Raw genomic sequence first — 25,570 nt, forward strand, 5'->3', positions numbered from 1 at the left:
CGAATAATATCAAAGATCATTATAACTCTTTTTCTGAAGTTTTAGTATATGTGGACATCTATAAAGAGTTATTTTTTAGATTTTCAGTAATATTCATTCGATTAAATTAAGAAGATCCCTTGGTATCTTATCTATAGGAAAATTTGCTTTTGAAAGCATATTTTTTAATTCTTGGATCGTATACCTTGTTATGGTATCTTCTTCATCTTTAGAAGATTTGATATATTCTGATAATAGATCACTTATATCAATTACTAATTTCTCGGCCACAGTTTGATTGATTATTTTTGGGTGTTGGAAAATAGTCTGAAGATATTCTACTAGGTAGATAACTGTTGTATGATGAGTTTGAACAGAGATGTTATCTTTTATTACATTTAATAGGGCTTCAATCCAATCTATTGAGGATTCATCTGATTTCCCATCTAACATACACTTAATCATTGTGATAATGTAGGATGAAATATTGTCTAAAGCGTCAATAAAGAAGTAGGTATTATTGAATATTTGCTCATCTCTACCTATATCAGCTCCGAATATACCTTTGAACATATCCCCAATAAATTTATAAGTTGTGTAATCCCTCGCAGATGAAAATTTGTTTTTGTTTAATGAAAACAGGGAAAAATCTATTTTTAAAAGTACCTCAATCAAAGATAACAACACTTTATGGAGACGGTTTTTATTTGATAAATAAACATATATCTCAATCTGAGATAGGAATTCCCCATATATTCTCTCCTTTACCTCAGAATTTCCAGAGGGTTCCTCGGGAAAGCTTGTAACATATTGAGAAAATACATAATATAAAGTTTTTATACCCTCATCAGCAACAACCTCATCCCTATTATTAATGGCCTTGCTAATAGTTTCATAAAATGCACTGTATATCCATTTATAGTTTTCCTCTATGTATTTTGGATTCTTCATCCTTCTCTCGGATATCTCACTATTAAGAATCTTAAAGAAATATTCTGGATCTAAAGATTTTAATATATTATAAATCCTTGATCCAGTATAAAGCCCCAAAGTAATAACTAGTGAGATTTCAAGTGATATGGCAATTTTATAAGCAATCCAGTTTTTTATTCCATAAAGAAGGACTAATGAATTTAAAGATATTCCTAATGCGATGACATATGCCAGTATATATCCCTCCAGATCCCAGTTCCTTTTAGGTAAAAATTTCCAGCTTTTATAGCTGTATTTTTTATCTAAAAACTGCATACCTACAACTAAACCCGTAATGCCCAATCCGAACATAGCTGCTGTACCTTGAAAAATTGCACTAAGTAGATATTCTTGTAAAGTAATATTGATTGGAGTATAATACATATCTACTAATGTTATAACAAATAATATTATGAAGAAAATTGAAAGTGGTTTATAACTAATTAACTCCGTAGTCCAGTTATGTTTCCAATTCTTATTTTTCAGATTTTCAACCACTTGTGGATCCACGCATTTTGTAGGCCAAAACAAAATCACTTTTTCTTTATTTCTTTGCATCTACCATATACAATTGACTTAGTCTATAAAATGTTTTCCAAACTAAAGATTTACCCAAACATTTTTTCACAGCACCCAGAAAATACTCATTATTTCCTTTCCTCAATGTCCAAACACCTCCTCCAAGATGCTTTCCTTCATTTCCTTCAGTTGCGAAATCTGATTATGGATTTTCTCTTTCAGTGCTTTGATTTTCTCATAAACGCTATCAAGGTAGTTCGCTATTTCTTTCTGCTTTTCAAGGTCTGGCTGGTTGTTGTGGAAGGGTAGGGGGATTTTGAGGTTTTTAAGATGGTTTTTAGTGATTGCCTTAAATGTTGTCCCTCTTCTTCCCAAATCTTCTATCCTTTCTTTCATGTTAATAAGCAAATAGAACAAGTACTTGGACTCCCCGTTAAACCTTATGGCAGCTAATCCTCTTCCAATACAGTATTCACCATCTGCAATATTCACATCGCCTACAGGTGCTCTGACTGAAATTAGAACATCGTTTTTCTTACAAAGTTTTTTAGGATCTGTGGTGTATATGATAGGTTTAGGGTAAAGTTCTCTAAATTCTTTGTTTCCTTGGAGAAATAAGACTCCTTTTCCTTTTTTATTGTAAGAATTTGATGGGGGTGATTGCCCCATTATTATTTCAGCAATTGTTTTATCCCCCAACCTCACCTCCCTCCACTCCTCGCCCTCCTTCGGTTTAAACGCCTGCTCTAAGACGCTTTCCCAGAGTTCGTCAAGTTGCTCAAGTTCTTTCTTTTTCTTCTCCAGAATTTTGTCAATTCTTGAAAAGTTTGCCTCAATGTATTCAACGATTTTCTTTTGAGTTTCTAAATCTGGCTTGCCGTTGCGGAAGGGGAGATAAATACTTATTTTTCTTACCTTTTTAAGGTTAAGCATTTTAAATAGTTTTCTTCCGTAAGATTTTAAAAATGTGGAAGAAATAAGAGAATAAAAAAGATATTTGGGCAGCACCGAATCGCAATTATAAATTCCTGCAATGTTTTGATTTGTTGCTGCAGGAAAAGTTAGATATCCTACTTTCCCTAATGTAGCACCTACAAGCGCAATTAAAATCGTGTCTTTTGGAAAAATTTTTGCGTTAGAGTTTAGCAAGCCGGCCTCTGTAATTCTTTCTTTTACCATTGTAGGATATACATACTGATTTTGACAAACTTCTGACCGAACCCATTCTATGTCTCCATTCCAGTATTCTTTAACACTTCTTTTAGGGGTTCCCCCACTCTCAATGTTTTTACAAATGTCCCCCAACCTCACCTCTCTCCACTCAACCCCTTTAACTTCCCACGGTTTTGGAGATTTTATGTAGTCGTCAAGTTTTGCTGTTTTCATCTTAACATCCCTTTCAACTCTTCAAGCAAAGTAAAAATCTTTTTTTCCTCTATCAAAACATCTTCTAAAATATCTCTTGCTGGCCTATAATCCTTCTTCTTTAACTTGTTTGGGTTTCTTGGCGTTAATTCGTAAGTTTCCCTATCAATCTCATCAATCTTAACAATCCAAGAGTTTTCGCTTATTTCTCTGTTCTTCCACTTTTCATAGCAATCCTGCCAGTCCTCATCTATCATAGGTCTCGTTTTGGTAAAGTTCTTCATGCCTTCTGGTGGTTGAATCTCATAGTACCAAATCTCCTGAGTTGGTCCTGTTTTGTCAAAGAAAAGAAGATTTGTTTTAGAGGGAGTTTTACCCGTTGCTGTGAACACCCCCCTTGGTAAAGAGATAATCGTATGCACATTGTAATTTTCAAGAAGCTCTTTCCTAACCCTTACAAATGGACTGGGGATGTTTGATAAAACGCCCTCTGGAACCACTATGCCCACTCTACCACCATGCTTTATTTTCCTCATCACGTACTGGAGAGCCATTAACTCGGTATCAGAACTCTTGATGGGAAAATTGGCCTTGTATCTCTTATCAAACTTACCTCCAAATGGAGGATTTGTCATTATTATGTCAAAGCGGTCTTTCTCCTGAATCTTTCTTATATCCTCTGCAAAGGTATCCATCTTGTATATGTGGGTTGTTGGAACTCCGTGAAGCAGGAGATTCATTATGCCAATAAGATACGGGATGTCCTTTTTCTCCTGGCCATAAAACATATGTTCTAACTCCTCCTTATCCTTCGTTGTCATAACCTTCTTCTTCCTCAGGATATGATTATAACTCTCTATAAGAAAGCCAGCAGAACCCATAAATGGGTCCAGAACTCTCTCTCCTATTTCTGGATTAACTATATTCACCATCAGCCTAATTACAGATCTTGGGGTGTAGTATTCTCCAGCATACTTGCCCATTTCTCCAATCTCCGGCAAAAGTTCTTCGTATAGGGTTGAAATAACATAGATATCTTCCTTGGTCTTCAGTTCTAGCTCATCCAAATCCAGAGCAACTTCTTTGAGAACATACCCATCTTTGAGAAAATTCTGAATTTCTTTACCGCTGAATATTGTGGATATCAGTTCTTTCTCTCCACTTCCATTAAGGCTCGCCAAGAATGGGAAAAGTTTGTTGTTTATAAAATCAAGAACTTCTTCGTCTCTCATATCTTTGTGGAGCCAGTCTTTCCACCTGTAGGGTGGTGGGATATTCCTGAAATAGGTAGTACCGTTCAACTTGGCTTTTAATTCTCTCTCATCTTCCAACTCATCGTAGAGTTTTAGAAACAGCATCCAGGATAACTGTACTATATAATTCACCGACGCAATCTCGTTTCTAAGTTTATTGGCAGCAGCCTTGAATTTGGAGCTTAGCATAGACCTATCCATTAATTGATCCCTCCTATATCATAGAGACCTTCAGAAAGTTCTTGAAGTGTCTCTTGAAGTTTATCAATGCCTCCAAAGGCATTTATTATCTCCTGAAGTTTTCCAATTCTCTTAATATCTGGGGTATCCAGGGCCCTTGGACTGATCTCATCAATACCCCCAAGTTTGTATTTTTCAATTAGATTAAGAAGCACCTCTTTAGCCACTTCGTTAAATGAGTTGATAATTTCCTGTTTCTCCACAAGAAGGATCTGTGCCCTATCGTCCCTGCTCATGATTGGGGCATCAAAGGCAATATGGGCAAGTATGTCAAAGGCATCTGCATCAGGGCGATTCATAAGTTGAGCGATTAACTCGGGATTAATACTCTTGTCTTGCAACTCTTTAAGAAATCTCTCCCTTTTCTCTCTATTAACCCAAATTTTCCTTAAATCGTCCAGAGTTAGCACTTTCTTCTTCACATTCTCCTTAGCATATTCAATGTATTTAGCCTTGGATAGTTTCTGACTGGGAGAAATTTCAATATAAATTTCCTCCTCAATATGGACATTTATTCCCTCTACAACGATTTTACCCTCAGTAGGTTTTTTCTTTTTAAGCTCTATAACTATCCCAACTCTATCTGCAGAGGGCATGGTATCCACTGTTACTGTTCTTGGCTTGTAATTCTTTGCCTCAACCTTGACCCTCACTGGAACTCTGGGAAGTTTTGATATTCTAAACTCACCCATCTCATCTGTCCTTCCAGGAACAATTGAGTTCACTCCTATTTGTACGGTTATTCTTGCATAGGGTACTGGTGCTCCATCTTCCTCATCAACGACTTTTCCACGAATATAATAATCATACGGTCCTTCAGGTAGTTCAGGCGGAGGGACTTCAGGAGGCATATCCCATGGATCTAACAATCTCGTAGCATCAACGAAATCAATTATTCTGAAATAGAATTTATCGGCATCTTCACTTATTCTACTTCCACGGCCCATTATCTGCTTGAAGAGCACCTTTGATGCAATAGGTTTCATAAATACTATATTTTTCACGGGAGGTACATCAATACCCGTGCTAAGCAAATCAACTGTAACTGCAATTACTGGGGTTGGAGATTCTGAATCGGCCATTTTATCTACAAGCTCTTTAACATTTGGCTCTTCATCAACGATTCTTACAACATAATCGTCCACATTTATTCCTGTGGTTGCCACATCTGGAGCAAGCTCATTCTGTAGTATCTTTACCACATCCAATGCATGCTCTTTTGTTACACAGAATACAATGGTCTTGTCTATTGGCCCATATGTTCTTAGAATCTCAGCGAGTTTCTTTGTCATTGCCCCTGTCCTGTCAGGGAGTATGATCTTCTTCTCAAACTCACCTACCGTGTAGAACTCCTTCGGCTTGATATTTTCAGGAACATTTATTATGGCTCCCTCACTTGCGACTTCTCCGAGAATTATACCTCCCTTTTTGTCAATGTTCATGTAGATCTTGTGAATTTTGTATGGTGCCAAGAAACCATCCTCGATCCCCTGTCCTAAACTATATATGTACACAGGCTCTCCAAAGTAAGCATAGGTATCTATGTTATCATCTCTCTTAGGAGTGGCAGTCATACCAAAATGGACTGCACCACTAAAATAATCCAAAATCTCCCTCCAGCGACCATAGCCAGAGCGATGACATTCATCAATTATAACCATATCAAAGAAATCCGGTGGATAGTTTCTGTACAGTCTATTTCCATCCTTTTCCGAATAAAGTGTTTGGTATGTAGCAAAATAAATATCTCTTATATTGGGAGTCTTCCCTTCAATAATCAAATCTCTCTTTTTTCCAAAGGGTTCAAATCGATTATATGCTTGGTCTCTGAGCATTGTTCTATCAGCTATATAGAGAACCCTTCTTATTTTCTTAGTATGATAAAGTTTCCAAACAACCCAAAAGGCCACTTCCGTCTTTCCGGTGCCAGTGGCCATGGTCAGAAGAATTCTTTTCTTGCCATTAAGAAATGCCTCTATTACATTCTTAACTGCAGCAATTTGATAATATCTGGGTTTTTTACCAAAAGAAACTTTGAATGGATGGGTAAGAGGATTTTCCTCTTTTTTGAGAGGAATAACTTCGCCAAATTTCCATTTGGAGTATCTCTTCCATAGTTCTTCAGGAGATGGAAACTCTGGTAAGGTTGTCTGTTTCTTACTTATAAAGTCATACTCCTCTATTTTGTGACCATTAGTAGAATAGGCAAAAGGAACATGAAGCATTTTGGCATATCTCTTGGCTTGCTGTATACCTGCAGCATGGTGATGACTTTCATCTTTTGCCTCCACTACAGCTATAGGAAAGTTTGGCTCCAAGAATAATATGTAATCTGGTATAAGTGCATCTTTTCTATTACCATAATCATCAATTATTCGTCCCTCTGTAATTCGTAATTCCCTTCCTATCTTACTCTCATCCCATCCAGCCTTGTAGAGCTGTGGGTTTATTAATTTACTTCTTGTATCTGCTTCATTTAGCATAAAGTCACCTTTCGATATGATAAATTAATATAGGTATATTATTTAAAATGTTTTCTACCAACGATATTTAAAATGAGTTCATTACGAAGAGAAACTAATGTTTTAAACTATAATTAAGTTACCAACTATTCATCTAAAGGTGATAAAAAATATAGCAATACATCAGAGAGAACACTGCTCATGTCTCTCCAATAAACATTTAAATACCTTAAAAAATTGTAGACCTATGCAAGAGATCAGGGAGACCTACATTGAGAGAATTTACGAACTTAAAAATGAGAAGGGTTATGTTAAAACTGTTGATTTGGCAAAACTCCTGAATGTTAAACCATCAAGTGTGACCGAGATGCTCCAGAAACTCTCAGATGAAGGATACGTCATATATGAAAAATACAAGCGAATAGACCTAACGGAAAAGGGTGTGAAACTCGCAAAATCCCTTGAGATGAGACATGAGGCAATAAAAAAATTGCTCATGCATATAGGTGTGAGTGAGGAAATTGCGGATAAGGATGCCTGCGTTATAGAGCACGTTCTAAGCAAAGAGAGCGTAGAGAGAATAATAGAATACACCCAAAGCATTTGAGGTGTAAAAATGGATTTGCGTGTTATATTTGATAAAAAAGAGAGGGGCACATGGAACATGGCCCTGGACGAATCCCTCTTATTTCACCTCAGAGACATAGGACCCACCTTAAGGGTATACGGATGGAGTCCCCCTGCCGTGAGCATTGGATATTTTCAGAGTGTGGAAGAGGAGATAGACATAAAAAAGGCAGATGAGTTGGGCGTGGATATTGTGAGGAGAGTAACGGGAGGTGGAGCAGTTTACCACAAGTGGGAGGTTACCTACTCCATAACCCTACCCCCTCCTCCAGGATCCATACTGGAATCTTATAAAACCATAGAGAGGGGCATAATCGAGGCGCTTAGAAGTTTGGGTCTCAACGCCCGGTACTCTGGAACAAACGACATAAGCGTGAATGGAAAAAAAATATCAGGAAATGCACAGACAAGAAAATACGGTGGCCTTTTGCAGCATGGAACCATACTAATCAACGTGGATTTGGAAGAGATGTTCTCAATTCTGAAAGTTCCCACCGAAAAGATCAGGGATAAGTTGATAAAAAATGCCAGGGAGAGAGTTACATCCTTGGTGGATCAGGGAGTGAATATAGAGTTTGAGGAACTGCAAAAGACCCTGGTGAACGGATTTAAAAAAGCGCTGGGCATGAGAATCTACGAGGAAAATATTCCAGGGGAGATCATTGAAAAAGCTGAAGAACTGGAGGTTAAAAAATATGCAACAAGAGAGTGGACTTACAGAAGGTAAAAGCACAATCAAAGCGGGAAAATTGATAAGGATCTGGGCGAGATTCAGGGGCAAAAAAATAGAGGGCATAAGGATAACAGGTGATTTTTACATATATCCTGAGAGCGCAATTGAAGATTTGGAGAATGAACTTGTGGGCACAAGCGTAGAGGATTCGAAAATAAAAATAGAGAATGTGCTCAAATCCTGTGAGACCCTGGGCATAGATGCGGATAGCCTTTACAGGGCGGTGGTTGAGGCATGGAAGAGCAGAAAATAAAATACTTCCAGAGGTATTCATCCATAATTCCAAATTTTGAAAAATTTATAGAAATGATATCAATGCCGCAACCCTACTGGATCAGGGTAAACACATTGAAAATAGGGGAAGAGGAACTCATTGCAAGACTTGAGAAAAAGGGGTTCAAATTTGAAAGATTTGGAAATCTGAACGCATACAGAATACTGAGCATGCCAGTAAAGCATCCCGGAGCAACCATAGAACACTCTCTTGGCTACTATTATGTACAGGACCTATCATCCATGGCTCCCGTATTTGCACTTGATCCAAGAAAGGATGATGTAATACTCGATATGGCTGCAGCGCCCGGGAGCAAGACAACGATGATCGCAGAGATTATGGAAAATGAGGGAACCATTGTTGCAAATGATATAAGTCTATCTCGAATAAAATCCCTCGGTGGAAATTTGGAAAGGTTGGGAATAACAAACACCATAATGACCCGTCTGGATGCGAGAAGTGAGCATTTTGGGACTAAATTTTCAAAGATACTCCTGGACGCTCCCTGCTCCGGAGAGAGTTCCGTGAGGAAAAATCCCTGGGGATTTAGATATCCAAAAAAGAGAGAGCATCTGTACCTTGGAGAGCAGCAGAAAAGAATGCTGAAAAATGCTGCAAGAAATTTGGAGGAAAATGGAATCATAGTTTATTCCACCTGCACATTTGCCCCAGAGGAAAACGAGAGCGTGGTAGAGTACGGAATAAGAAAATTAAATCTAAAGCCAGTGCATTTCACCGTGCCCATACCCCACGTCTCAGGAGTTGAAGAATGGGACGGAGAGAAGTACCAGCATGCAGAATTCTACAAAAGAATATATCCTCATCTTGTTGATACAGGAGGGATGTTCATTGCAGTTCTCAGAAAGGAATGAGTACAGAAATTACTTTGTTGAAAGATTCGAAATAGAGGAGAAGATTATGGAGAAGTACACATTCTGGGTTCGAGGCAGGAGGGTTTGGGCATTCAGCGGGAGGAAAATAAATGCGAATAATGTTGAGATAATAGGCATAAAGGCCCTCACGCTGGGATCCGTGCCAAAACCCTCCACAGCTTTTCTGAGAATAGTGGGACAATTCGCAAAAAAGAATGCAGTGGAACTGGAGTATGAGAATGCATTGAAATTCCTTAGGGGAGAGGACATTGAAATGGAGTTTCCTGTGGAATACGGATACGTGATTGTGAAACATGGCAAAGATGTTCTGGGCTGCGGGCTTTACAAAGGAAAATTAATAAATCAAATACCAAAAAAATACAGATTTGTGGACACATGGATTTAAATCCCGAGTTTGTTTTTTATCTTCTCAAACTCCTCATACTTGCCCTGCACCGTCACAAATCTCGGTCTGAAGAGACATTTTTCCTCTCCCATGGAGAGAAATACGTCGTATGTGCCTATCTCCCTCGCAATCCTTTCAATCTCATTTTTGTCCATACCAATTAGAGGTCTGTATATGGGATAACTGGTGGCCTGACTTTCAATGTACATATTTTCCAGAGTTTGAGATGCCACCTGGCCCAGTGAGTCACCCGTGATTATTCCGAGCGCTCCGTACCTTTGGGCCACATCGTTTGCAATTTTTAGCATGGTGTATTTGCAAAACACGCATATCCACCTTTCCCTATTGATCTCTTTCAATTTGTGGGCTATTTTCTCCAAAATTACAGAATGATCCTCCACCACAAGTTCTATTTTGCGGGGAGAGTACTGGTCAAGCACCTCAACAATCTTCTCAACCTTCCTAACACCCTCATCACCGTGTTTCAGGTGCAATGCCACAATTTTTGAGCCTCTTTTCATCATCAAATATCCAGCAACGGGAGAATCAATGCCGGGAGAGATGAGCAAAACCAATTTCCCTGCAGAGCCAACGGGGAGACCTCCAATTCCAGGTATCCTATCAAGGTAAACGTAAAATCTGCCCTTTATGATCTCAACACCCACGGTTAATTCCGGATTTTCCAAGTCCACTCTCCAGCCAAATTCCTCCACAATAAACCTGCCTATCTCCTCGTTTATCTCCTGTGAAGTTTTAGGATAATTCTTATCAACCCTATGGGTGCTCACCCTAAAACTCTTCGGAGAGTAAGCTGAGAGAACATTTTTTATATGCTCAAAAAGGAGATGCTCTTCAACCTCCCTTGCAGGAGATACGGACACAACCCCCGGACATTTTGCAATCAAACCTGCAGCCTCATCAGAGGCAAATACAAAGATACGGCCCCTTAAAATTTTCGTGTGCGATGAGTATCCGTATCTCTTCAACTTCCTCTCAATGTTCTTGGCGAGCAATTCTTCAAATTTTTTTCGATTTCTTCCCTTTAGACCTATCTCCCCGTAGCGAACAATGATCATCCTTAGGCAAGAGTTGTAGCATCTATAAAAATTTATCCTATTCCAAAAATCTGATGAAGAGAGGCTCTATAAACGGCATACATATCTTTGAAACTAGCCTCGTTGTGGGAGTATTTGCTCACAATATCCTTAAGTTGCGTGAGGGTAGGGTAAACCTGAGAAATTGTGCGAGCATCAAGATACACGAAAGCCCTGTCCAGGGAGGTATCAACGCTCCCATACACCGCCCTGCGCCAGTTCATCTTATCTTTTTCATCAAGAAGATAGTACGCCTCCATTATGTTATCGTTTTTCAATTTGGAGCCCAAGAGCGTATGCAACTTATCCCATGTCATACCCTCCCAGAAATCTCCACCTTGAACTTCTTTTTTCTCCTCAACCTTAACAGATTCAATTAAATCCTTAAAATCCTCCCGTAAGAGGTAGTAGGCACCTATGCCGAGAGATGTCAAAACTGCAGATACAACTATCTTCTTTCTCTCATCCATAAACTTGATATGGGCCACTTAGTACTTATAATTTTTCAGGGCAAAATATTTAATAATCAAATTTACCTCTCCTCCATATGAAGGTCACCGTGATGAAGCCCGCCTACAAACCCAGGAATTATGAGAGTTTTGTTCTTTACCCATACCACATATTTCACATAAGACTGCACTACAAGAGGCTCGGAATGAAGGATAAAATAGTCAATTATTTTGGGTACGTGGACCTGTATCGGTTTGGGATCGAAAGGGGCGATACATTCATAGGCACAGAAGAATGGGATGTGGATGAGAAGAACGTGATGGAGCCCATTGTAAGGGACTATGAGAAGATCAAAGAGTTTGCGATGAAGAAGGCTGTGGAATGGGGAGGACTGAGGGTCGCATCCTGGTGGCATCCACTTGTGGAGGTTGTGCAGGATAAAAGAGCCTATAAAATCTTCTGGATTTACAGGAGAAATGGAGAGACCTACTTTATGGATGCATTTTTTGGACACGAATACAATATGAACCAGGTAAAAAAGATAATGGAGAAAAAATCAGGGAATTAGAGCGTTGAGAACCACATGCTCCACAACGTTCTCTATCTGGCTCTTTGCCCTGGTCTCAACAATAGTTTTGCCAGAAGATTCGGTGGATACTTTCCTGTACAGTTCCTCGTGCCTTGTTATGACTTCCTTCCGTGGCTTGGTCACAAGGCTCACTATTATTATGATGAACAGGGTTATGAAGAAGTTCACGAAGAACACAGGCACCCCTGCAAGTATTCCACTTGTGAACGACCAGCCTATTATAGATTCAAGAGTGACCTCCGAAATCAGACCGTAGATCATACCAACTATGACACCTTCCCTTGTTATTCTCTTCCACCACAGTGAGAGAATCAATGCAGGTCCAAATCCTACACCTAGACCTCCCCAGGCGGTGGCAACCATACCGTAGACAAGTGGATTGGGCTTGAGTGCAAACCACACTGCAAAGAGCCCGAGTACAAGCACCACTATTCTTCCTATGTTCACCATCTGTTTCTGCGTGGTCTCGTAGTTAAATATCTTGTGGATATAATCCCTGCCTACAGCGGAAGCAGCCACCAGCAGCTGAGAATCAGCAGTACTCATCACTGCAGATATTATACCTGAAATAAGGATACCTCCAAGCAACGGTGGTGCGTAATGCACAATCACCGCAGGCAAGATATCCTCTGGATCCTTCACAGTTATAGCACCGCTCTGTGCAAGTGCAAATCCCAGAAATCCTCCGAAAAACGCACCCCAAAGCACAATTATGGTCCATATTATGCTTATGAATATACCGGGCCTTCTCAGCTGCTTGGGATCCTTGGCACTCATGAACCTCGTCTGAATGTGCGGCTGACCGATGTATCCCACGACCCATGATGCGTATCCTATGGCAAACACTATGGCCGCTATTCCAACTGCACCTCCAAATGGATCAAGTTTCGTTGGATCTGCCTGCCCTATTATGTTTATGGCCTTTCCAAATCCACCAACCTCGCCCACTATCATAAATGGAAGCACAACGAGCACCGTGAGCATTAGAAGTGCCTGGAACACATCGGTCCACACCACTGCAAAGAACCCGCCAACTATGACATAGGCCACCAGAATTATGAACGTTATCCACACTCCCCAGGAGTAATCCACATCAAAGGCGGTTGCAAAGGTCTTACCTCCCGCGCCAAACTGAGCACCAACGTAGGCTGTCATGAATATCAGAATTATCAGTCCGGATACAAAGCGTATGATCTTGGAACGGTCGTTAAGCCTGGCTTCAAGGAAATCCGGTATTGTTATGGCCTTGAGTTTACCTGCGTATATCCTCAATCTAACGGCCATCATTGTCCAGTTGAGGAGGGTACCTCCAAGGCATCCGATTGCAGCCCATATGGCTCCAACACCAGTCTTGAATGCCGCTCCGGGATATCCAAGCATAAGCCAGCCACTGAAATCACTGGCCTTGTCGCTTAGAGATGCAGCAAGAATGTGCACATGCCTTCCACCTATGAAGTACTGTCCCTCAGTCTTGGTGTATCTGTTGGACCACCAGCCAATGAAGGCCAGCACTATCAGGTATATCAAAAACCCTATGAATAGCTCCCAGTTCATTTGCTCCCCTCCTTCTTCTGCAACTCTTTCATCATTTCTTCATCATACGCCAGGATGTCATCGTCTATGTAGTACTCCTTGTGCACTATTTTGTCCCAGAAACCGTACAAAAGCATAATCAAAAGACCTACGATCACTGGGACTATTATCTCCACCCATGCTGCCGTGCTAAGTTCATACATGTCATCACCCATGCTCTCATGGCACAAGGTATATAAAAAAATTTCGCAAGTAAAATATAAAAACATTTCTCCCAGAATGGGATAAGTTTTTAATGCCCATACAAATTACCCATCCATGCACGCATGGACGTCCAGGATGCTCGTGGTGGATCTGAGCAGCGGAAAAATTGAGAAAAGAAGCATAGCCCATGAGATTTTAAAGAACTATGTAGGGGGCAGGGGACTCGGTGTGAAAATCTACACTGAGATGGCAGGCCCGGAAATAGAGCCATTTGACGAAAGCAACCCCCTCGTTTTCACCGTGGGACCATTGACGGGTCTTGCCCCAATGTCTGGCAGACACAGCGTTGTATCCAAATCTCCACTAACAGGCACGATTTTAGATTCCAATTCTGGAGGGTTTTGGGGTAAGGAACTGCATTATGCCGGTTACGATGCCCTTGTTGTAAAGGGAAGGGCTGAAAGGCCAGTATACATCAGAATAAGGGATGATGAAATCAGCATTGAAGATGCCTCACATTTATGGGGAGAGAATGTGGAAGAATGTACAAAGAACCTAGAAAGTATGGGAAGTGTGGCATGCATAGGAAAGGCGGGAGAAAGGGGCGTGCTTTACGCGGGAATAATGAACGATTACACCCACACTGCGGGGCGTGGAGGACTGGGAGCCATCATGGGATCAAAAAATCTGAAGGCAATAACCGTTAAAGGCTCAAAAAAACCCTCTGTGGCAGATGTGGAGGCATTTAAAATCGCAATGAAGGAGATGGTAAGGCTCCTTGAAGCATCTCCCCCCGTAAACAAGGGTCTCAGAGTGTTTGGCACCGCAATGCTCTACGACATAGTGAATTACCTTGATGTTATGCCCACCGACAACTTCAACGAGGTGCATTTTGATGCCCCAGAGTTATCGGGAGATTCAATTATAAAGAATTACGATGTTGGAAGTCGTGGATGCTGGGGCTGTCCTATAAACTGCAAGAAATTTGACAGAAAGAGCGGTGTGGAACTGCCAGAATACGAGACAATCTGGGCATTTGGACCAAACCTGGAAAACGGGAATTATGAGAGAATCGTAACAGCAAACAAAAAATGCAACGATTACGGAATGGATACCATAACAGCCGGAGCAACCCTCGCACTCTACAGGGAAATAACGGGTAAAGATATGCTGGATCATATAGAAAAAATCGTGGATGACGAGGAACTTTCCAAGGGCTCAAGGATACTCGCACAAAAATATGGAGTGGAGGATAAGAGCACGGACATAAAGGGTCTTGAGCTTCCCGGCTACGATCCCCGCGGTCTCTATGGACAGGCTTTGAGCTATGCCACCAGCAACAGGGGTGGATGTCACCTTCGTGCCTATATGGTTGCTCCAGAAATAATCGGTAAGCCCAAATTGATTCATCGCCTGAACCCGGAGGGAAAAGCGGGGCTCGTTGTTATATTTCAGAACCTGAGTGCAGCCATAGACTCTCTTGTGCTCTGTAAATTCACATCCTTCGCTATGACTGAGGTTGAGTACGCAAAACTTCTGAGCGCGGCAACGGGGATAAGATACAGAAGCGAGGACATACTACGTGTGGGAGAGAGAATATACAACCTTGAACGTATATTCAACGTTCGTGCAGGCATTGACGGAAGTTACGATACGCTACCTCCCAAAATATTCAAGGGAAAACACGCGTTAAGCAGGGAGATATTTGAAAACATGCTGAGGGAGTACTACGAGTTCAGGGGCTGGGAAAACGGGGTGCCAACAAGGGAAAAACTTCGCTCCCTGGGCATAGAATAGAAAAAAATTTTTATGAGACACCCATACCACCCACGTGGATGGTTTTTTAAAAAGAGCAAAAGAGATTGCGGATAAAATAAGAGAGGCAGACTACATAGTTGTTGTAAGCCACATTGATGCCGACGGTATCACCTCGGGAAGCATAGCAGCCCGTGCCCTGGAGCGCCTGAATAAGGAGTTTCGTGTTGATTTTGTTAAGCAGTTAGATGAGAGAAAAATAGAAGAACTCAAGGATGAGAATCCCTCATTGGTATGGTTCACAGACCTGGGCAGTGGGATGGTTCACCTCATGTACGGGCTCAATGCCGTTATCACCGACCACCATGTTCCCAGCAGTTTAAATGTTATAATTCCAAAATCTGCAAGGAGAAATCTCTCATCCTTCTTTGAAGAATTATCCAAAAGTGATGTGCTGCAGCTCAATCCCCATGTGTTCAACCGTGAGGGGGCAGTGGATATTAGCGGCGCAGGAACGACCTATTTTGTGGCAAGAGAGCTTGACAGGAGAAATGTTGACTTGAGTGCCCTCGCAATAGTTGGGGCCATTGGTGATATGCAGGATAGTGAGAACCTTCGCCTCACAGGAACAAACAGGGTCATACTTAAGGAGGCAAAGGAGCATGGTTATGTGGATTATTTCTTGGACGCCAGGTTCTTTGGTAGAGAAACAAGGCCCATACACAAAATGCTTCAGTACTCCACAGACCCTTTGTTGCCAACGCTCACAGGTGATGAAAGGAGATGCATATCGTTCCTGAAGAGTCTGGGAATACCCCTAAAGAGGGAGAAATGGAGGAGATGGGTGGATCTAAGCATGGAGGAAAGGAGACTCATACTCTCAGAACTTGTGAAACTTATCCTGAGGATGGGATACGGGCATGAGATGGCAGAGCGGCTCATAGGCGAGGTGTACGTGCTTGTTAGGGAGGAGAGGGGTACCCCTCTGAGAGACGCCAAGGAATTTGCTACCCTTCTAAATGCCTGTGGAAGGTACAACAAGGCGTTTATTGGCTACAAGGTATGCCTTGGTGATAGGGACGAGTACTACAAGAAGGCCTTGAGCATGCTAAATCATCACAGGAAAAACCTTGTTGAAGGTGTGAACTTCGTGAAGGAAATAGGAATTGTAAAGCGTGAAAATCTGCAATATTTCCACGCAGGAGAGAATATCAATGAGAACATTGTGGGTATTGTAGCTTCTATGCTGCTCACAGAGGAGGATAATAGGGATCTGCCCATAATAGCCTTTGCCAACAGCGATGATGGAAATATAAAGGTTTCCGCGAGGGCCCCAAGGGTTCTCGTGGATAGGGGCCTGGATCTCTCCATCATAATGAGAGAGGCTTCCGCGCAAGTGGGAGGATTTGGAGGTGGGCACAATATTGCTGCAGGGGCCACCATACCAAGGGGCAAGGAAGAGGAGTTCATTGATATAGTTGAAAAAATGATAAAAAAGCAACTGCAGAAATGAAAAGTTTTTTAAATAAAAATTCATTGGGGCCGTGAGGTGAAAATATGACAGATATGTACGATTACGAATCCTTACTTCATCGCGTTCGTGAGGCTCTTCCCGAGGATGTCACATCCCGTGATAGGTTTGAGGTTCCTAAAGTTGATGTGATTTACGAGGGAAAGAACACGATAATAAGGAATTTTATGGATATTGTGAAAAAAATAGATCGTGATCCCATGCATGTGTACAAGTACCTTATGAGGGAACTGGGTACCGCCGGAAATATTCAGGGAGACAGGCTTGTTCTAAAGGGTAGAGTTTCACACTCGCTAATCCAGAACAGGATTGACAGTTACATAAAAACCTACGTGATATGCTACGAATGCGGCTCTCCAGATACCGAACTCAGGAAGGAGGGACGCGTAGAGATACTTGTTTGCAAGGCCTGCGGTGCCATAAGACCCGTGCATGGAAAGGTTGCAGTCAGGATGGCCACCGCAAAACTTGAAGAGGGAAAGATCTACGATCTGGAAATAACGGATCTGAGCAGGGATGGAGATGGGATAGCCAGATATGGAGAGTACACAATTTATGTCCCCGGGGCCAGAAAGGGAGAGAAGGTAAAGGTAAAAATTGAGAAAATAAAGAAGGATGTGGCATTCGGGAGGATAGCATCCTGATGAAAGTGGTGCTCGATACAAATGCTCTGATGGCTCCATTTGAGTACCGTATTAACATAGATATGGAGATACAAAGGAACTTAGGCCATCCAGACATATACGTTCCTTCCTGCGTTCTAGGAGAGTTGAGGAAACTGTCAAGCAGACGATGGGAGGCAAGAGCAGCACTTAAACTGGCCCAAAAATACAGAGCGGTGGATGTGCAATCTCCAGGTGATTCGGGCGTGATAGAAGCCGCAAAAAAATTGAATGCCCACGTTATCACCAACGATCAAGAATTAATTAAAAAACTGAAAAAGGAAAAAATACCCGTGCTGTATGTGAGTCAAAACCATCTGGTGATGCTGAATGATTAACCCAAATCTGCTACACGCACTCAAAAACCTTGCCCTTGAGGGCGCTATAGAGAATTTCATTGAGATATCCACAAAGAGATTCGGAGAGACTCTTGGAATAAGCCAGCAGAGTGCATCTCGTAGAATCAGAGAGCTCAGAGATGAGGATCTTGTTGAGGTTAGAAAATTCGGAAAGAGGATTTGGATCAAACTCACCAAGAAGGGAGTTGATATGCTGAAAAGAGAGGCCATGGATTACCGTCGGCTGTTCGAAATTGCCAAAAACATAGAGATCACAGGCGAGGTTGTGAGCGGATTGGGCGAAGGAAAGTACTACATAATGAAGGATGGATATTTCAACCAGATAAAGGAAAAATTGTTTTTTGAGCCCTATCCCGGAACCCTCAATGTTCGGGTTTATGCCAGAGATATGGAGAAGGTGGAGATGCTCCATACAATCCCTGGAATACTCATAAAGGGCTTTGTATCCGAGGGACGCACATTTGGAAATGTGAAGGCATTTCTCTGCACAATAAACGGCAAAGATGCAGCCGTAATAATCCCAGAAAGGAGCCATTACAGCGATATAATAGAGGTAATCTCAGATAAAAATTTAAGAGAGGAGTTAAAACTTGAGGACGGATCAATAGTGGACCTCATAATTTTCCCCTAAATTATGTTTTCAATGATGTCCTCTCCCGTCATTTCCCTCTCGCAGTACTTGCACTTTAGGATAACCGGATCCTTGGAAACAACCTTAAACTCTGGAACTATGGGCTCGTTTTGATTTGTTATGCACCTAGGATTCATGCACCTTACAATTCCCCTTATCTCATCGGGCAGTTCTACTTTGTGCTTTTTCACAACCTTGTAATTCTCAATCACATTCACCGTGGCAGTCGGGGTTATGAGTGCAATCTTATCGATTTCCTTCTCTTCCAGAAGCCTGTCCTCAATTTTCACAACGTCCTTACAACCCATCCTGCTCTTTACGTGCATTACCATACTCACAGTTGAGCCAATATCTCCCTTTATGTTAAGTATTTTCAGGACCTTCAAGGCCATACCACAGAGAATGTGGTCTATGACTATTCCATTCTTTATTTTCTGAACCTTCAAGGTTTGCTCTTCCATTATACCACCCCCAGAACGAGGGCCAGTAGGGCCATTCTAACGGGTACACCATTAAACGCCTGCTGAAAATATCTGGCATGGGGAGTGGAATCAACATCGGGAGCAATTTCATTGACACGTGGGAGTGGATGCATAACTATTGATTCTTTTTTCGCCCTCTTAAGCAATTCTGCCGTAATGGAATAGGAACCTGCAACCCTCTTGTATTCCGTGGGATCTGGAAAACGCTCTTTCTGAATTCGGGTGACGTAAAATACATCAATTTCCTCCATCACATCCTCTATTTTATCCGTCTCCACAGGTTTCTTTTGCAGTTCCCTTATTATGTGCCTGGGCATTTTCAGAAGTTCTGGTGATACGAGATAAATATCAGCACCCAATTTGCTCAACGCATAGGCTAGGGAATGGACAGTTCTCCCGTATTTCAAATCCCCTATGAGCGCTATCTTTAATCCCCGTATATCTCCAAATTCCTGATACATTGTAAAAAGGTCCAGTAGCGTCTGGGTCGGATGCTGCCCAGCTCCATCACCTGCATTTATAACTGGATTCTCTGCAAATTCCGCCGCAAGTCTGGCCGAGCCCTCATAAGGATGTCTGATCACAATAACATCACTGTAGGAATCCATTACCCGCACAGTATCCGCTAAGGTCTCTCCCTTGGATATGGATGTGGCAGAGGGATTGCTGAATCCTATAACGGACCCTCCAAGCCGATGCATGGCCGATTCAAAGGACAATCTTGTTCGGGTAGACGGCTCAAAGAACAACGTGGCAAGAATCTTCCCCTGAAGAAGATCACTATTTCTCTCCCCCCTTGCAATGGGCACCATCTCTCTGGCAACCTCAAAAATTCTCTCCATATCCTCCCTGGAGAGTTCCTTTATCGAGACGATATCTCTACCCTTGAACATCAATACTATATGGGTGGGATGTATTTAAAATTACCCTTTAAGACGCTCTGAGGCAAGTTTCAGAGATGCTTTTAAAATCGCTTCTGCATCACCCATGCAACTCATTCCCGCGGCTTTTCTATGCCCTCCATAGGAACAGGAGAAATCTTCAGAGATCTGAGCAAAAATTTCAAGAAGATTTAGTTCTCTGCTCCTTCCTATTATTCGAACCATGTTCTTCCTGGATGATGCCACAAGAACAACGTCTGCATAGGTGAGTAGGGCCATTGCCACAGTGCTCTCATTGGCACTCACCCTGGTGGCTATTGCAATTTTATCCCCAACACTCCTGTAAATAAGACGCTGAAAACCCTTCAAAACCGAGATTTTCTCACCAAAATTAATTGGAAGTTCAACAAGATTTATCAGATCCTTCATATTTATCCCGTACTCACCCATCAATTCACCTACAATTTGCATGGTTCTTGCATTGGCGTGTCGGAACCAGACGGTATCACTTATAATTCCTGCAATAAGAAGCATTGCAGCCTTTCTGCTTGGCATGATCCTGTGTATATCGTAAACCATCTCTGCACATGATGGATACCCGGCATTCACATATCTTTCTCGTGCCTCAATATTGTTGCTTTCGTGATGATCGTACACAGCATCAATTCTCATATCCCCAAATTTTCCCAGTTGCTCCCTGCTGGCAGTATCCACAGTTATGATCTTCTCATAATATCCATCCACATTATCCTTTACAGGTATATCCAGAACCTGGGCTGCATTCTTGGCAAACTTGTCAAGACCATCCGATACTATCACACTATCTCCAAGAACCTCACTCAAATAATAGGCAGAGGAAAGGGCGTCAAGATCTGCATTTTTGTGCATCAATATTAGCCTGATACCGCTCCGCCTCCGTAGGCCGCGGCAAACTCCCTCTGTATCTCTTCGTACTTCTTCTGCAGTAGTTCCTGCTGTCTCTGCACGGCCTTGATCCTGAGTTCGAGCATTTCCCTCTTTTCCTCAAGTTCTTTTTTCACTTCTTCCTTGCTCTTTGCGCGGACGAGGATGCTGCCCACATGCTTGTATATGGGCGTACCCTCCTCAACCTTTTCAAGTTCCTCAAGACTCTTTTCAACTTCCTTTAGAGATACCTCAAGTTGGTACCTCTGGGCCACTATCACTTCCAACTCACCCTGCAGTTTTTGAGCCTGCTCAAGTTTCTGCTGCAGATGGGGAGTTAAGTTAAGTTCAACCATTTTCAATCACCTCCATAACATCCTTTGCAAGCCCAATCCATCTCAAATAGGAGTTCAACGCTGCCCTGAGGGCATGGGCATCATCCGCAAATATCCGAAGTTCAACCTCGTTTTCCCTATGCTTTATTTCAACCCTAGTTCGCGGTATCTCCCTTACAGCCTCTACCCTCAGCGCCTCGTATATCTCGCCCGTATCTTCAAATAGGATTTGGGCCTCGTAGTGCACAAGTGAATATTCTTTTTGTATATATTAATTCTCTCAGAAAAGGAAGATGAGTGCAACTCCAACCACAGAGATCATAGCCCCAAGAATTCCTCTGAAATTAACCCTCTCCCCATGGGCAAAGTAAACAACTGGAATGACCATAATGGGTGTCATGGACATCAGGGTTGATGCAATTCCCACATCAGCATATCGGATTGATATCATTGATAGCCAGAGCCCTATGAAGGGTCCTATCAAAGAGCCAATGAATACCAATTTTAAAGAGTACCTATCCCGGAAGGCCCTTGCCATATATGCAGGCCTTTTCCATATTGCCACCGTGAGCCATATTACAGGCAGGGCCGCCAAAACCCTTATAACCGTGGTGGACAGGGGATCCAAGGAGGCTCCGGAAAATAGCATACCGTACTTTGATAAAACCACCCCTGTTCCCTGCCCCAGGGCTGCTATTGTACCCAACAAAACCCCCAATTTCACATTCTTGGGCATACTTTTCTCCCTTTTTTCAATTATAACAATCCATATTCCTGCGAGAACCAGAAAAATGCCCAGAAGTGCGAAGTAAGAGGGCATTTCTCCCAACATGAGAAAACCACCTATGAGGGAAAATATTGGTGCCATGGAGGATACGAGGATAGCCCTTCTTGGACCTATCTCAATAAGTGCTCCAAAATACGCAAGGTCCCCCACCGCCAGACCTATTATTCCGCTCAGGGAGAGCACTAGAATTTGCAGCGAGTTTACCTGAGGAAAAGGTGTTCCATAAAGCAAGAAGTGAAAAAATAAAAATAGAGATGCACTTATAGCTATTCTCAGGGCATTCAAATTCAGAGGTCCTATTCTCTTTCCAACAGTGGTGAATATTGTTGAAGATACGGACCAGGTAAATGCTGCCGAAAGTGCTGCCAACTCTCCGAGCAAGGCCAACATTTGCATGGAGATGAAAATGAAGTATAAAAGGGTTTAATATCTTCTCTTTATCATATAGTCCGCGAGCCAGAGAAGGAACTCACGCATGCTCTCATCCTTCACTTCCATGCTCATAAGAGCATTTTTTGCCTCTTTAACAAGGCTTTCTGCAAGATTTCTGGAATAATCGAGGGATCCCGTATTCCTAACAACATCCCTCACCTTCTCAAGCTGTTCATAGGTAACCGCAGGATTTCCCAATGCACCCATTATTATCTTTCTATCCTCGCTGCTTCCACTCTCCAAGGCCTTTATTATGAGCAATGTTTTCTTTCCTTCTGCGAGATCGCTGGTGACGGGCTTTCCAAGTTCTTCCTCGTTGCCAAATAGCCCCAGAATATCATCCTGTAATTGAAAGGCCACACCCACAGGTATGGCAAATTTCTCAATACCATCTGGCTCAGCACCTGCAAGAATCATACCCAAAGCAAGGGGCCCTTCAATGGTGTATCTCGCCGTCTTGTATTTATGGAGAAGGAGTAGATCTTCCTCCCTGAACTCGTCCATCACAGCGGAGTAAATATCGATTATCTGTCCGTAGCCTGTGTACTCTATGATCTCGTTGAGTTTATAAATCGCCTTTACCTTTAACTCGGCAGGGAATTTTGAATCTGATAAAATCTCCATTGCGTAGGCATCTGCCAGATCACCGAGGATTATGGCCATGCTCTCCCCAAACTTGACAGGTCTGCCTGCAAACCCGTTTTTGAGATGCTTCTTCTCGTATATTTTATGAACAGTATCCTTACCTCTGCGCAGATCACTTTCATCCATTATGTCGTCGTGAATTAGCAAATAACTCTGGATCAATTCAAGGGCGGTGGATGCCCTTATTATATCCTCCTCCATCTCGCCACCCATCATCTTATATCCAACGATCATAAGAATTGCACGTATCCTTTTTCCTCCACGAAGGGTGTACTCCCGGAGAATTTCGCAGGCTTCACGAGAACTCCAGTGCTCCAGGTCTCCCTCCTTTTCCCGGAAAAATTCGGTAAGGTGCTCTTCAACCTTCAGTTTATAATACCCCATAAGTTCCTTTGGATCCATAAGCAACACCAGAAAGAGAAATAAAAACAAGGTTTTTATAGATTTGCCCTTCTTGAAGGCCTTACCTTCTCCGCACCCATGCCCTTGTTTCTCAATCCTCTGCCCTTCTTACCCGCACTTGTGAGTCCTCTAAATGCACGACCCTTGTGCTTCTTGCTGCATATCCATCCGATCTTTGGATCATTGCATATGGCAGGATGATGGGTGTCAACAAGAATGACCTCGTAATAATGGTGCTTTCCATCCTCACCCACATAATAGGAATTCAGCACCTCCATGTTGGGGTATTTCCTAGCAACCCTTTCCTCTCCTATTCTCTGGGTACTTTTGCGCATGGGTATGCGGTTTATACCCCTTCTCTTTGGTCTTCTTCCTGCCTTTATTCTGCGTCTTTGAAGATTTCCACGACGCACACGAACTCGCACAACTATGAATCCCTGCTTGGCCCTGTAACCCAGTTCTCTGGCCCGATCTATGCGCGTTGGTCTATCAACACGAACAATTGCCCCCTCTCTTCTCCACTGAACCATCCTCTGCCACTGAATATCACGAATGTATGTTTTCTTATGCTCCTTCCAGGCGTTTTTCACATATCCATACATATTAACGGCTCTTCTTTTCGGAAGTTGATACATTCTTCATTCCTCCTTGGGATTCCTCCTGCGAGACATCTCCCTTTGAAAGCGGAATGGGAGTTTTGTATATATAATCTTCGTTCATTTACGCAGGAAATAGATGAAGAGAAGGGACTCCAAGAGCAAAATAACTTCGCTGAGGATGTACATGTGGAAGATCACAAGTATGGCAGCTGGGGCAACTGCAAGGGATATGAGGAGAAGAAGCAGAAGCATATCTCCCCATCTCAAATCTGGAATGCCTATATCCTCTCCCCTGTAGTGGAAATAGTAGAGCATGGATACTGAGGAAGAAATGAATGGAAGCATTATTGGATAGGGGAGGAGAATTAAAGCACCTACACCATTGTAGTAAATTGCCAGGAAGAGCATAACGAATCCAAGGGCCCATGGCACTATGCACATGGCAATGATCTTGGACATGAGGAAATCTCTCTTTCTGAGAGGTAGGGTTCTGAGGAAATCGAGGGAATTAACATCAATTTTCAAAACCGCATCAACGCCGGTAGCCGCCAGAACTCCAACGGTGAACAGGAGGGGCACAGCCACATCAACTGGAAATCTTCCCGTACTTAGAGCGATGAAGAGCTGTGGAAAAACTATGTAAACTATTATCAGGAATCCTGCCAAAAGGGCGGTTCTTCTTATCAGGAGCTTGAAATCCTTGAGGAGAAGTGCATGCACAGTGCCAATTCTCACAACCCTGTACTCCCTTTTTTCCACAGAGCCAGATATCACATTTGGTTCCATTATCCTTTTCCATACGCTCCCAAGAAGAGCATAATAGAGAATTAGGAGAATGGCCCCGTATATGGCAAGGAGAGCTGCAGAGTAAATAGGATTGAAAATTGTGCCCACTGAGAATGGGTAAATCAAAGAATATTTGCCTATCACCCCTGCCCACTCTCCAGCATGCTGCCTGACATAATTCTGCATATAAACGAAGGCGTAGAACATTCCAATAAAAAGAAAAAAGAATATTGCCCGAATTATATTTGCTATCATCTCCTTCCTTCCGGCGCTCTGCCTGACCTTCAGGCCGAAGAATGTGAGAATTATCAACCCGAAGACATGGCCCATAAATATGCCCACCATGAACCAAAACAGAGAGAGGATTCCTGCAAGGGGATATTTCCAAATTATGATGCCCGCGGTTGGTATAACTATGGCAAAGGAGGGCGATACCTCAAGTAGAAGGTAGGCGCTTAGAAGCCTTGAGCCCATCTTTACGGGCAGAATCTTCAACGGTTCAAATACTCCCATATACACAACATTTGAGCCCTGAATGGATGTGATGTACAGGGCAAAAACAAAGGGTATAACGGAAAGAAATACGGAGAATGTGGAAATAAGAGCCCTATCGGTGGTAAATGCAATTCCCATGGCCCCAAATAGTCCGAGGAAAAAGTAATTGGCAAATTGAATTCCAAGTCCACGCTTTACGCTAAGTGCATTTTTCAGAGCCTGCCTGTACCTTGCGGGATTGTTGGCAAGTATGGGATTCCTCTGAACAATGCGATAGTGAATTTCCCTGTAGAGCATAAATACAAGGTTCATA

At 42.3% G+C, this 25,570-nt stretch carries 28 protein-coding genes; 11 read left to right on the top strand and 17 right to left on the bottom strand.

The window, feature by feature from the left end; translation table 11 throughout:
• Positions 1-93 precede the first annotated feature (93 nt).
• The 4 genes from ACIM339_RS06960 to hsdR all read right to left on the bottom strand — a co-directional run bounded on the left by ACIM339_RS06960 (position 94) and on the right by hsdR (position 6,811).
• Positions 94-1,509 (bottom strand): hypothetical protein, encoded by a 1,416-nt coding sequence (locus ACIM339_RS06960; RefSeq protein WP_015283904.1) that lies wholly within the window; start codon positions 1,507-1,509, stop codon positions 94-96.
• Between the two features lie 102 nt (positions 1,510-1,611).
• Positions 1,612-2,856 carry a restriction endonuclease subunit S gene (locus ACIM339_RS06965; RefSeq protein ID WP_015283905.1) on the bottom strand — a complete coding sequence of 415 codons (1,245 nt, stop codon included), beginning with the start codon at positions 2,854-2,856 and terminating at the stop codon, positions 1,612-1,614.
• Positions 2,853-4,289: a class I SAM-dependent DNA methyltransferase gene (locus ACIM339_RS06970; RefSeq protein WP_015283906.1), complete on the bottom strand. Its 1,437-nt coding sequence runs from the start codon at positions 4,287-4,289 to the stop codon at positions 2,853-2,855. Before ACIM339_RS06970 ends, ACIM339_RS06965 begins: the two co-directional genes overlap by 4 nt.
• Complete coding sequence (gene hsdR, locus ACIM339_RS06975) at positions 4,289-6,811, bottom strand: EcoAI/FtnUII family type I restriction enzme subunit R (protein ID WP_015283907.1); 2,523 nt, start codon at positions 6,809-6,811, stop codon at positions 4,289-4,291. The genes ACIM339_RS06970 and hsdR overlap by 1 nt, the downstream gene beginning before the upstream one ends.
• A gap of 226 nt (positions 6,812-7,037) precedes the next feature.
• Between hsdR and ACIM339_RS06980 the strand changes: the two genes are divergently transcribed.
• From ACIM339_RS06980 to ACIM339_RS07000, 5 genes are read left to right on the top strand one after another with little or no spacing between them, the layout of a single operon-like run.
• Complete coding sequence (locus tag ACIM339_RS06980) at positions 7,038-7,397, top strand: metal-dependent transcriptional regulator (protein WP_015283908.1); 360 nt, start codon at positions 7,038-7,040, stop codon at positions 7,395-7,397.
• Positions 7,398-7,406: 9 nt separating this feature from the next.
• Positions 7,407-8,144 carry a biotin/lipoate A/B protein ligase family protein gene (locus tag ACIM339_RS06985; protein WP_015283909.1) on the top strand — a complete coding sequence of 246 codons (738 nt, stop codon included), beginning with the start codon at positions 7,407-7,409 and terminating at the stop codon, positions 8,142-8,144.
• Positions 8,113-8,403 (top strand): hypothetical protein, encoded by a 291-nt coding sequence (locus ACIM339_RS06990; RefSeq protein WP_015283910.1) that lies wholly within the window; start codon positions 8,113-8,115, stop codon positions 8,401-8,403. Before ACIM339_RS06985 ends, ACIM339_RS06990 begins: the two co-directional genes overlap by 32 nt.
• Complete coding sequence (locus ACIM339_RS06995; protein WP_015283911.1) at positions 8,385-9,296, top strand: RsmB/NOP family class I SAM-dependent RNA methyltransferase; 912 nt, start codon at positions 8,385-8,387, stop codon at positions 9,294-9,296. Before ACIM339_RS06990 ends, ACIM339_RS06995 begins: the two co-directional genes overlap by 19 nt.
• On the top strand, positions 9,274-9,702 hold the full coding sequence (locus ACIM339_RS07000; RefSeq protein WP_015283912.1) for a hypothetical protein: 429 nt from the start codon (positions 9,274-9,276) through the stop codon (positions 9,700-9,702). The genes ACIM339_RS06995 and ACIM339_RS07000 overlap by 23 nt, the downstream gene beginning before the upstream one ends.
• Here ACIM339_RS07000 and thiI read toward each other — a convergent pair.
• On the bottom strand, positions 9,699-10,778 hold the full coding sequence (gene thiI, locus ACIM339_RS07005) for a tRNA uracil 4-sulfurtransferase ThiI (protein ID WP_015283913.1): 1,080 nt from the start codon (positions 10,776-10,778) through the stop codon (positions 9,699-9,701). The genes ACIM339_RS07000 and thiI overlap by 4 nt on opposite strands.
• A 32-nt stretch (positions 10,779-10,810) precedes the next feature.
• Positions 10,811-11,266 (bottom strand): hypothetical protein, encoded by a 456-nt coding sequence (locus ACIM339_RS07010; protein ID WP_015283914.1) that lies wholly within the window; start codon positions 11,264-11,266, stop codon positions 10,811-10,813.
• Between the two features lie 77 nt (positions 11,267-11,343).
• Here ACIM339_RS07010 and ACIM339_RS07015 point away from each other — a divergent pair, with 77 nt between their 5' ends.
• Positions 11,344-11,814, top strand: coding sequence for a hypothetical protein (locus tag ACIM339_RS07015; protein ID WP_048103875.1), 471 nt, complete (start codon positions 11,344-11,346; stop codon positions 11,812-11,814).
• Here the strand turns inward: ACIM339_RS07015 and ACIM339_RS07020 are convergent.
• Both ACIM339_RS07020 and ACIM339_RS07025 read right to left on the bottom strand, forming a co-directional pair.
• Positions 11,803-13,389 carry a sodium/proline symporter gene (locus ACIM339_RS07020; RefSeq protein ID WP_015283916.1) on the bottom strand — a complete coding sequence of 529 codons (1,587 nt, stop codon included), beginning with the start codon at positions 13,387-13,389 and terminating at the stop codon, positions 11,803-11,805. The genes ACIM339_RS07015 and ACIM339_RS07020 overlap by 12 nt on opposite strands.
• On the bottom strand, positions 13,386-13,583 hold the full coding sequence (locus tag ACIM339_RS07025; protein ID WP_015283917.1) for a hypothetical protein: 198 nt from the start codon (positions 13,581-13,583) through the stop codon (positions 13,386-13,388). Before ACIM339_RS07025 ends, ACIM339_RS07020 begins: the two co-directional genes overlap by 4 nt.
• 103 nt (positions 13,584-13,686) lie before the next feature.
• On the opposite strand from ACIM339_RS07025, the gene ACIM339_RS07030 reads away from it, so the two are divergent.
• Genes ACIM339_RS07030 through ACIM339_RS07050 form a run of 5 tightly spaced genes read left to right on the top strand, consistent with a single transcriptional unit; the run spans position 13,687 to position 18,510 of the window.
• Positions 13,687-15,369, top strand: coding sequence for an aldehyde ferredoxin oxidoreductase family protein (locus ACIM339_RS07030; RefSeq protein WP_015283918.1), 1,683 nt, complete (start codon positions 13,687-13,689; stop codon positions 15,367-15,369).
• Positions 15,370-15,403: 34 nt separating this feature from the next.
• Positions 15,404-16,840: a DHH family phosphoesterase gene (locus tag ACIM339_RS07035; RefSeq protein ID WP_015283919.1), complete on the top strand. Its 1,437-nt coding sequence runs from the start codon at positions 15,404-15,406 to the stop codon at positions 16,838-16,840.
• A gap of 44 nt (positions 16,841-16,884) precedes the next feature.
• Positions 16,885-17,502 (top strand): translation initiation factor IF-2 subunit beta, encoded by a 618-nt coding sequence (locus ACIM339_RS07040; RefSeq protein WP_015283920.1) that lies wholly within the window; start codon positions 16,885-16,887, stop codon positions 17,500-17,502.
• Positions 17,502-17,858: a PIN domain-containing protein gene (locus ACIM339_RS07045; protein WP_015283921.1), complete on the top strand. Its 357-nt coding sequence runs from the start codon at positions 17,502-17,504 to the stop codon at positions 17,856-17,858. The genes ACIM339_RS07040 and ACIM339_RS07045 overlap by 1 nt, the downstream gene beginning before the upstream one ends.
• The gene (locus tag ACIM339_RS07050; protein WP_015283922.1) at positions 17,851-18,510 is read left to right on the top strand and encodes a DUF120 domain-containing protein; all 660 of its coding nucleotides are present in this window, start codon (positions 17,851-17,853) and stop codon (positions 18,508-18,510) included. The genes ACIM339_RS07045 and ACIM339_RS07050 overlap by 8 nt, the downstream gene beginning before the upstream one ends.
• On the opposite strand, the gene pyrI is transcribed toward ACIM339_RS07050, so the two are convergent.
• The 9 genes from pyrI to ACIM339_RS07095 all read right to left on the bottom strand — a co-directional run bounded on the left by pyrI (position 18,507) and on the right by ACIM339_RS07095 (position 25,569).
• On the bottom strand, positions 18,507-18,971 hold the full coding sequence (gene pyrI, locus ACIM339_RS07055; RefSeq protein ID WP_015283923.1) for an aspartate carbamoyltransferase regulatory subunit: 465 nt from the start codon (positions 18,969-18,971) through the stop codon (positions 18,507-18,509). The two genes, ACIM339_RS07050 and pyrI, sit on opposite strands and share 4 nt — an antisense overlap.
• Positions 18,971-19,885: an aspartate carbamoyltransferase gene (gene pyrB / locus ACIM339_RS07060; protein WP_015283924.1), complete on the bottom strand. Its 915-nt coding sequence runs from the start codon at positions 19,883-19,885 to the stop codon at positions 18,971-18,973. Before pyrB ends, pyrI begins: the two co-directional genes overlap by 1 nt.
• Positions 19,886-19,915: 30 nt before the next feature.
• The gene (locus ACIM339_RS07065) at positions 19,916-20,761 is read right to left on the bottom strand and encodes a bifunctional oligoribonuclease/PAP phosphatase NrnA (protein ID WP_015283925.1); all 846 of its coding nucleotides are present in this window, start codon (positions 20,759-20,761) and stop codon (positions 19,916-19,918) included.
• Between the two features lie 5 nt (positions 20,762-20,766).
• On the bottom strand, positions 20,767-21,132 hold the full coding sequence (locus tag ACIM339_RS07070; RefSeq protein WP_015283926.1) for a prefoldin subunit beta: 366 nt from the start codon (positions 21,130-21,132) through the stop codon (positions 20,767-20,769).
• Positions 21,125-21,358 (bottom strand): KEOPS complex subunit Pcc1, encoded by a 234-nt coding sequence (locus ACIM339_RS07075; RefSeq protein WP_015283927.1) that lies wholly within the window; start codon positions 21,356-21,358, stop codon positions 21,125-21,127. The genes ACIM339_RS07070 and ACIM339_RS07075 overlap by 8 nt, the downstream gene beginning before the upstream one ends.
• Before the next feature lie 33 nt (positions 21,359-21,391).
• Complete coding sequence (locus ACIM339_RS07080) at positions 21,392-22,288, bottom strand: DMT family transporter (protein WP_015283928.1); 897 nt, start codon at positions 22,286-22,288, stop codon at positions 21,392-21,394.
• 33 nt (positions 22,289-22,321) lie between these two features.
• Positions 22,322-23,377, bottom strand: coding sequence for a polyprenyl synthetase family protein (locus ACIM339_RS07085; RefSeq protein WP_015283929.1), 1,056 nt, complete (start codon positions 23,375-23,377; stop codon positions 22,322-22,324).
• 35 nt (positions 23,378-23,412) lie between these two features.
• Complete coding sequence (locus ACIM339_RS07090) at positions 23,413-24,012, bottom strand: 50S ribosomal protein L15e (protein WP_015283930.1); 600 nt, start codon at positions 24,010-24,012, stop codon at positions 23,413-23,415.
• An 81-nt stretch (positions 24,013-24,093) separates the two neighbouring features.
• Positions 24,094-25,569 carry a permease gene (locus ACIM339_RS07095; protein ID WP_015283932.1) on the bottom strand — a complete coding sequence of 492 codons (1,476 nt, stop codon included), beginning with the start codon at positions 25,567-25,569 and terminating at the stop codon, positions 24,094-24,096.
• Between the last annotated feature and the right edge of the window lies 1 nt (position 25,570).

The organism is Aciduliprofundum sp. MAR08-339, from assembly GCF_000327505.1.
Taxonomy (GTDB): Archaea; Thermoplasmatota; Thermoplasmata; order Thermoplasmatales; family Aciduliprofundaceae; genus Aciduliprofundum.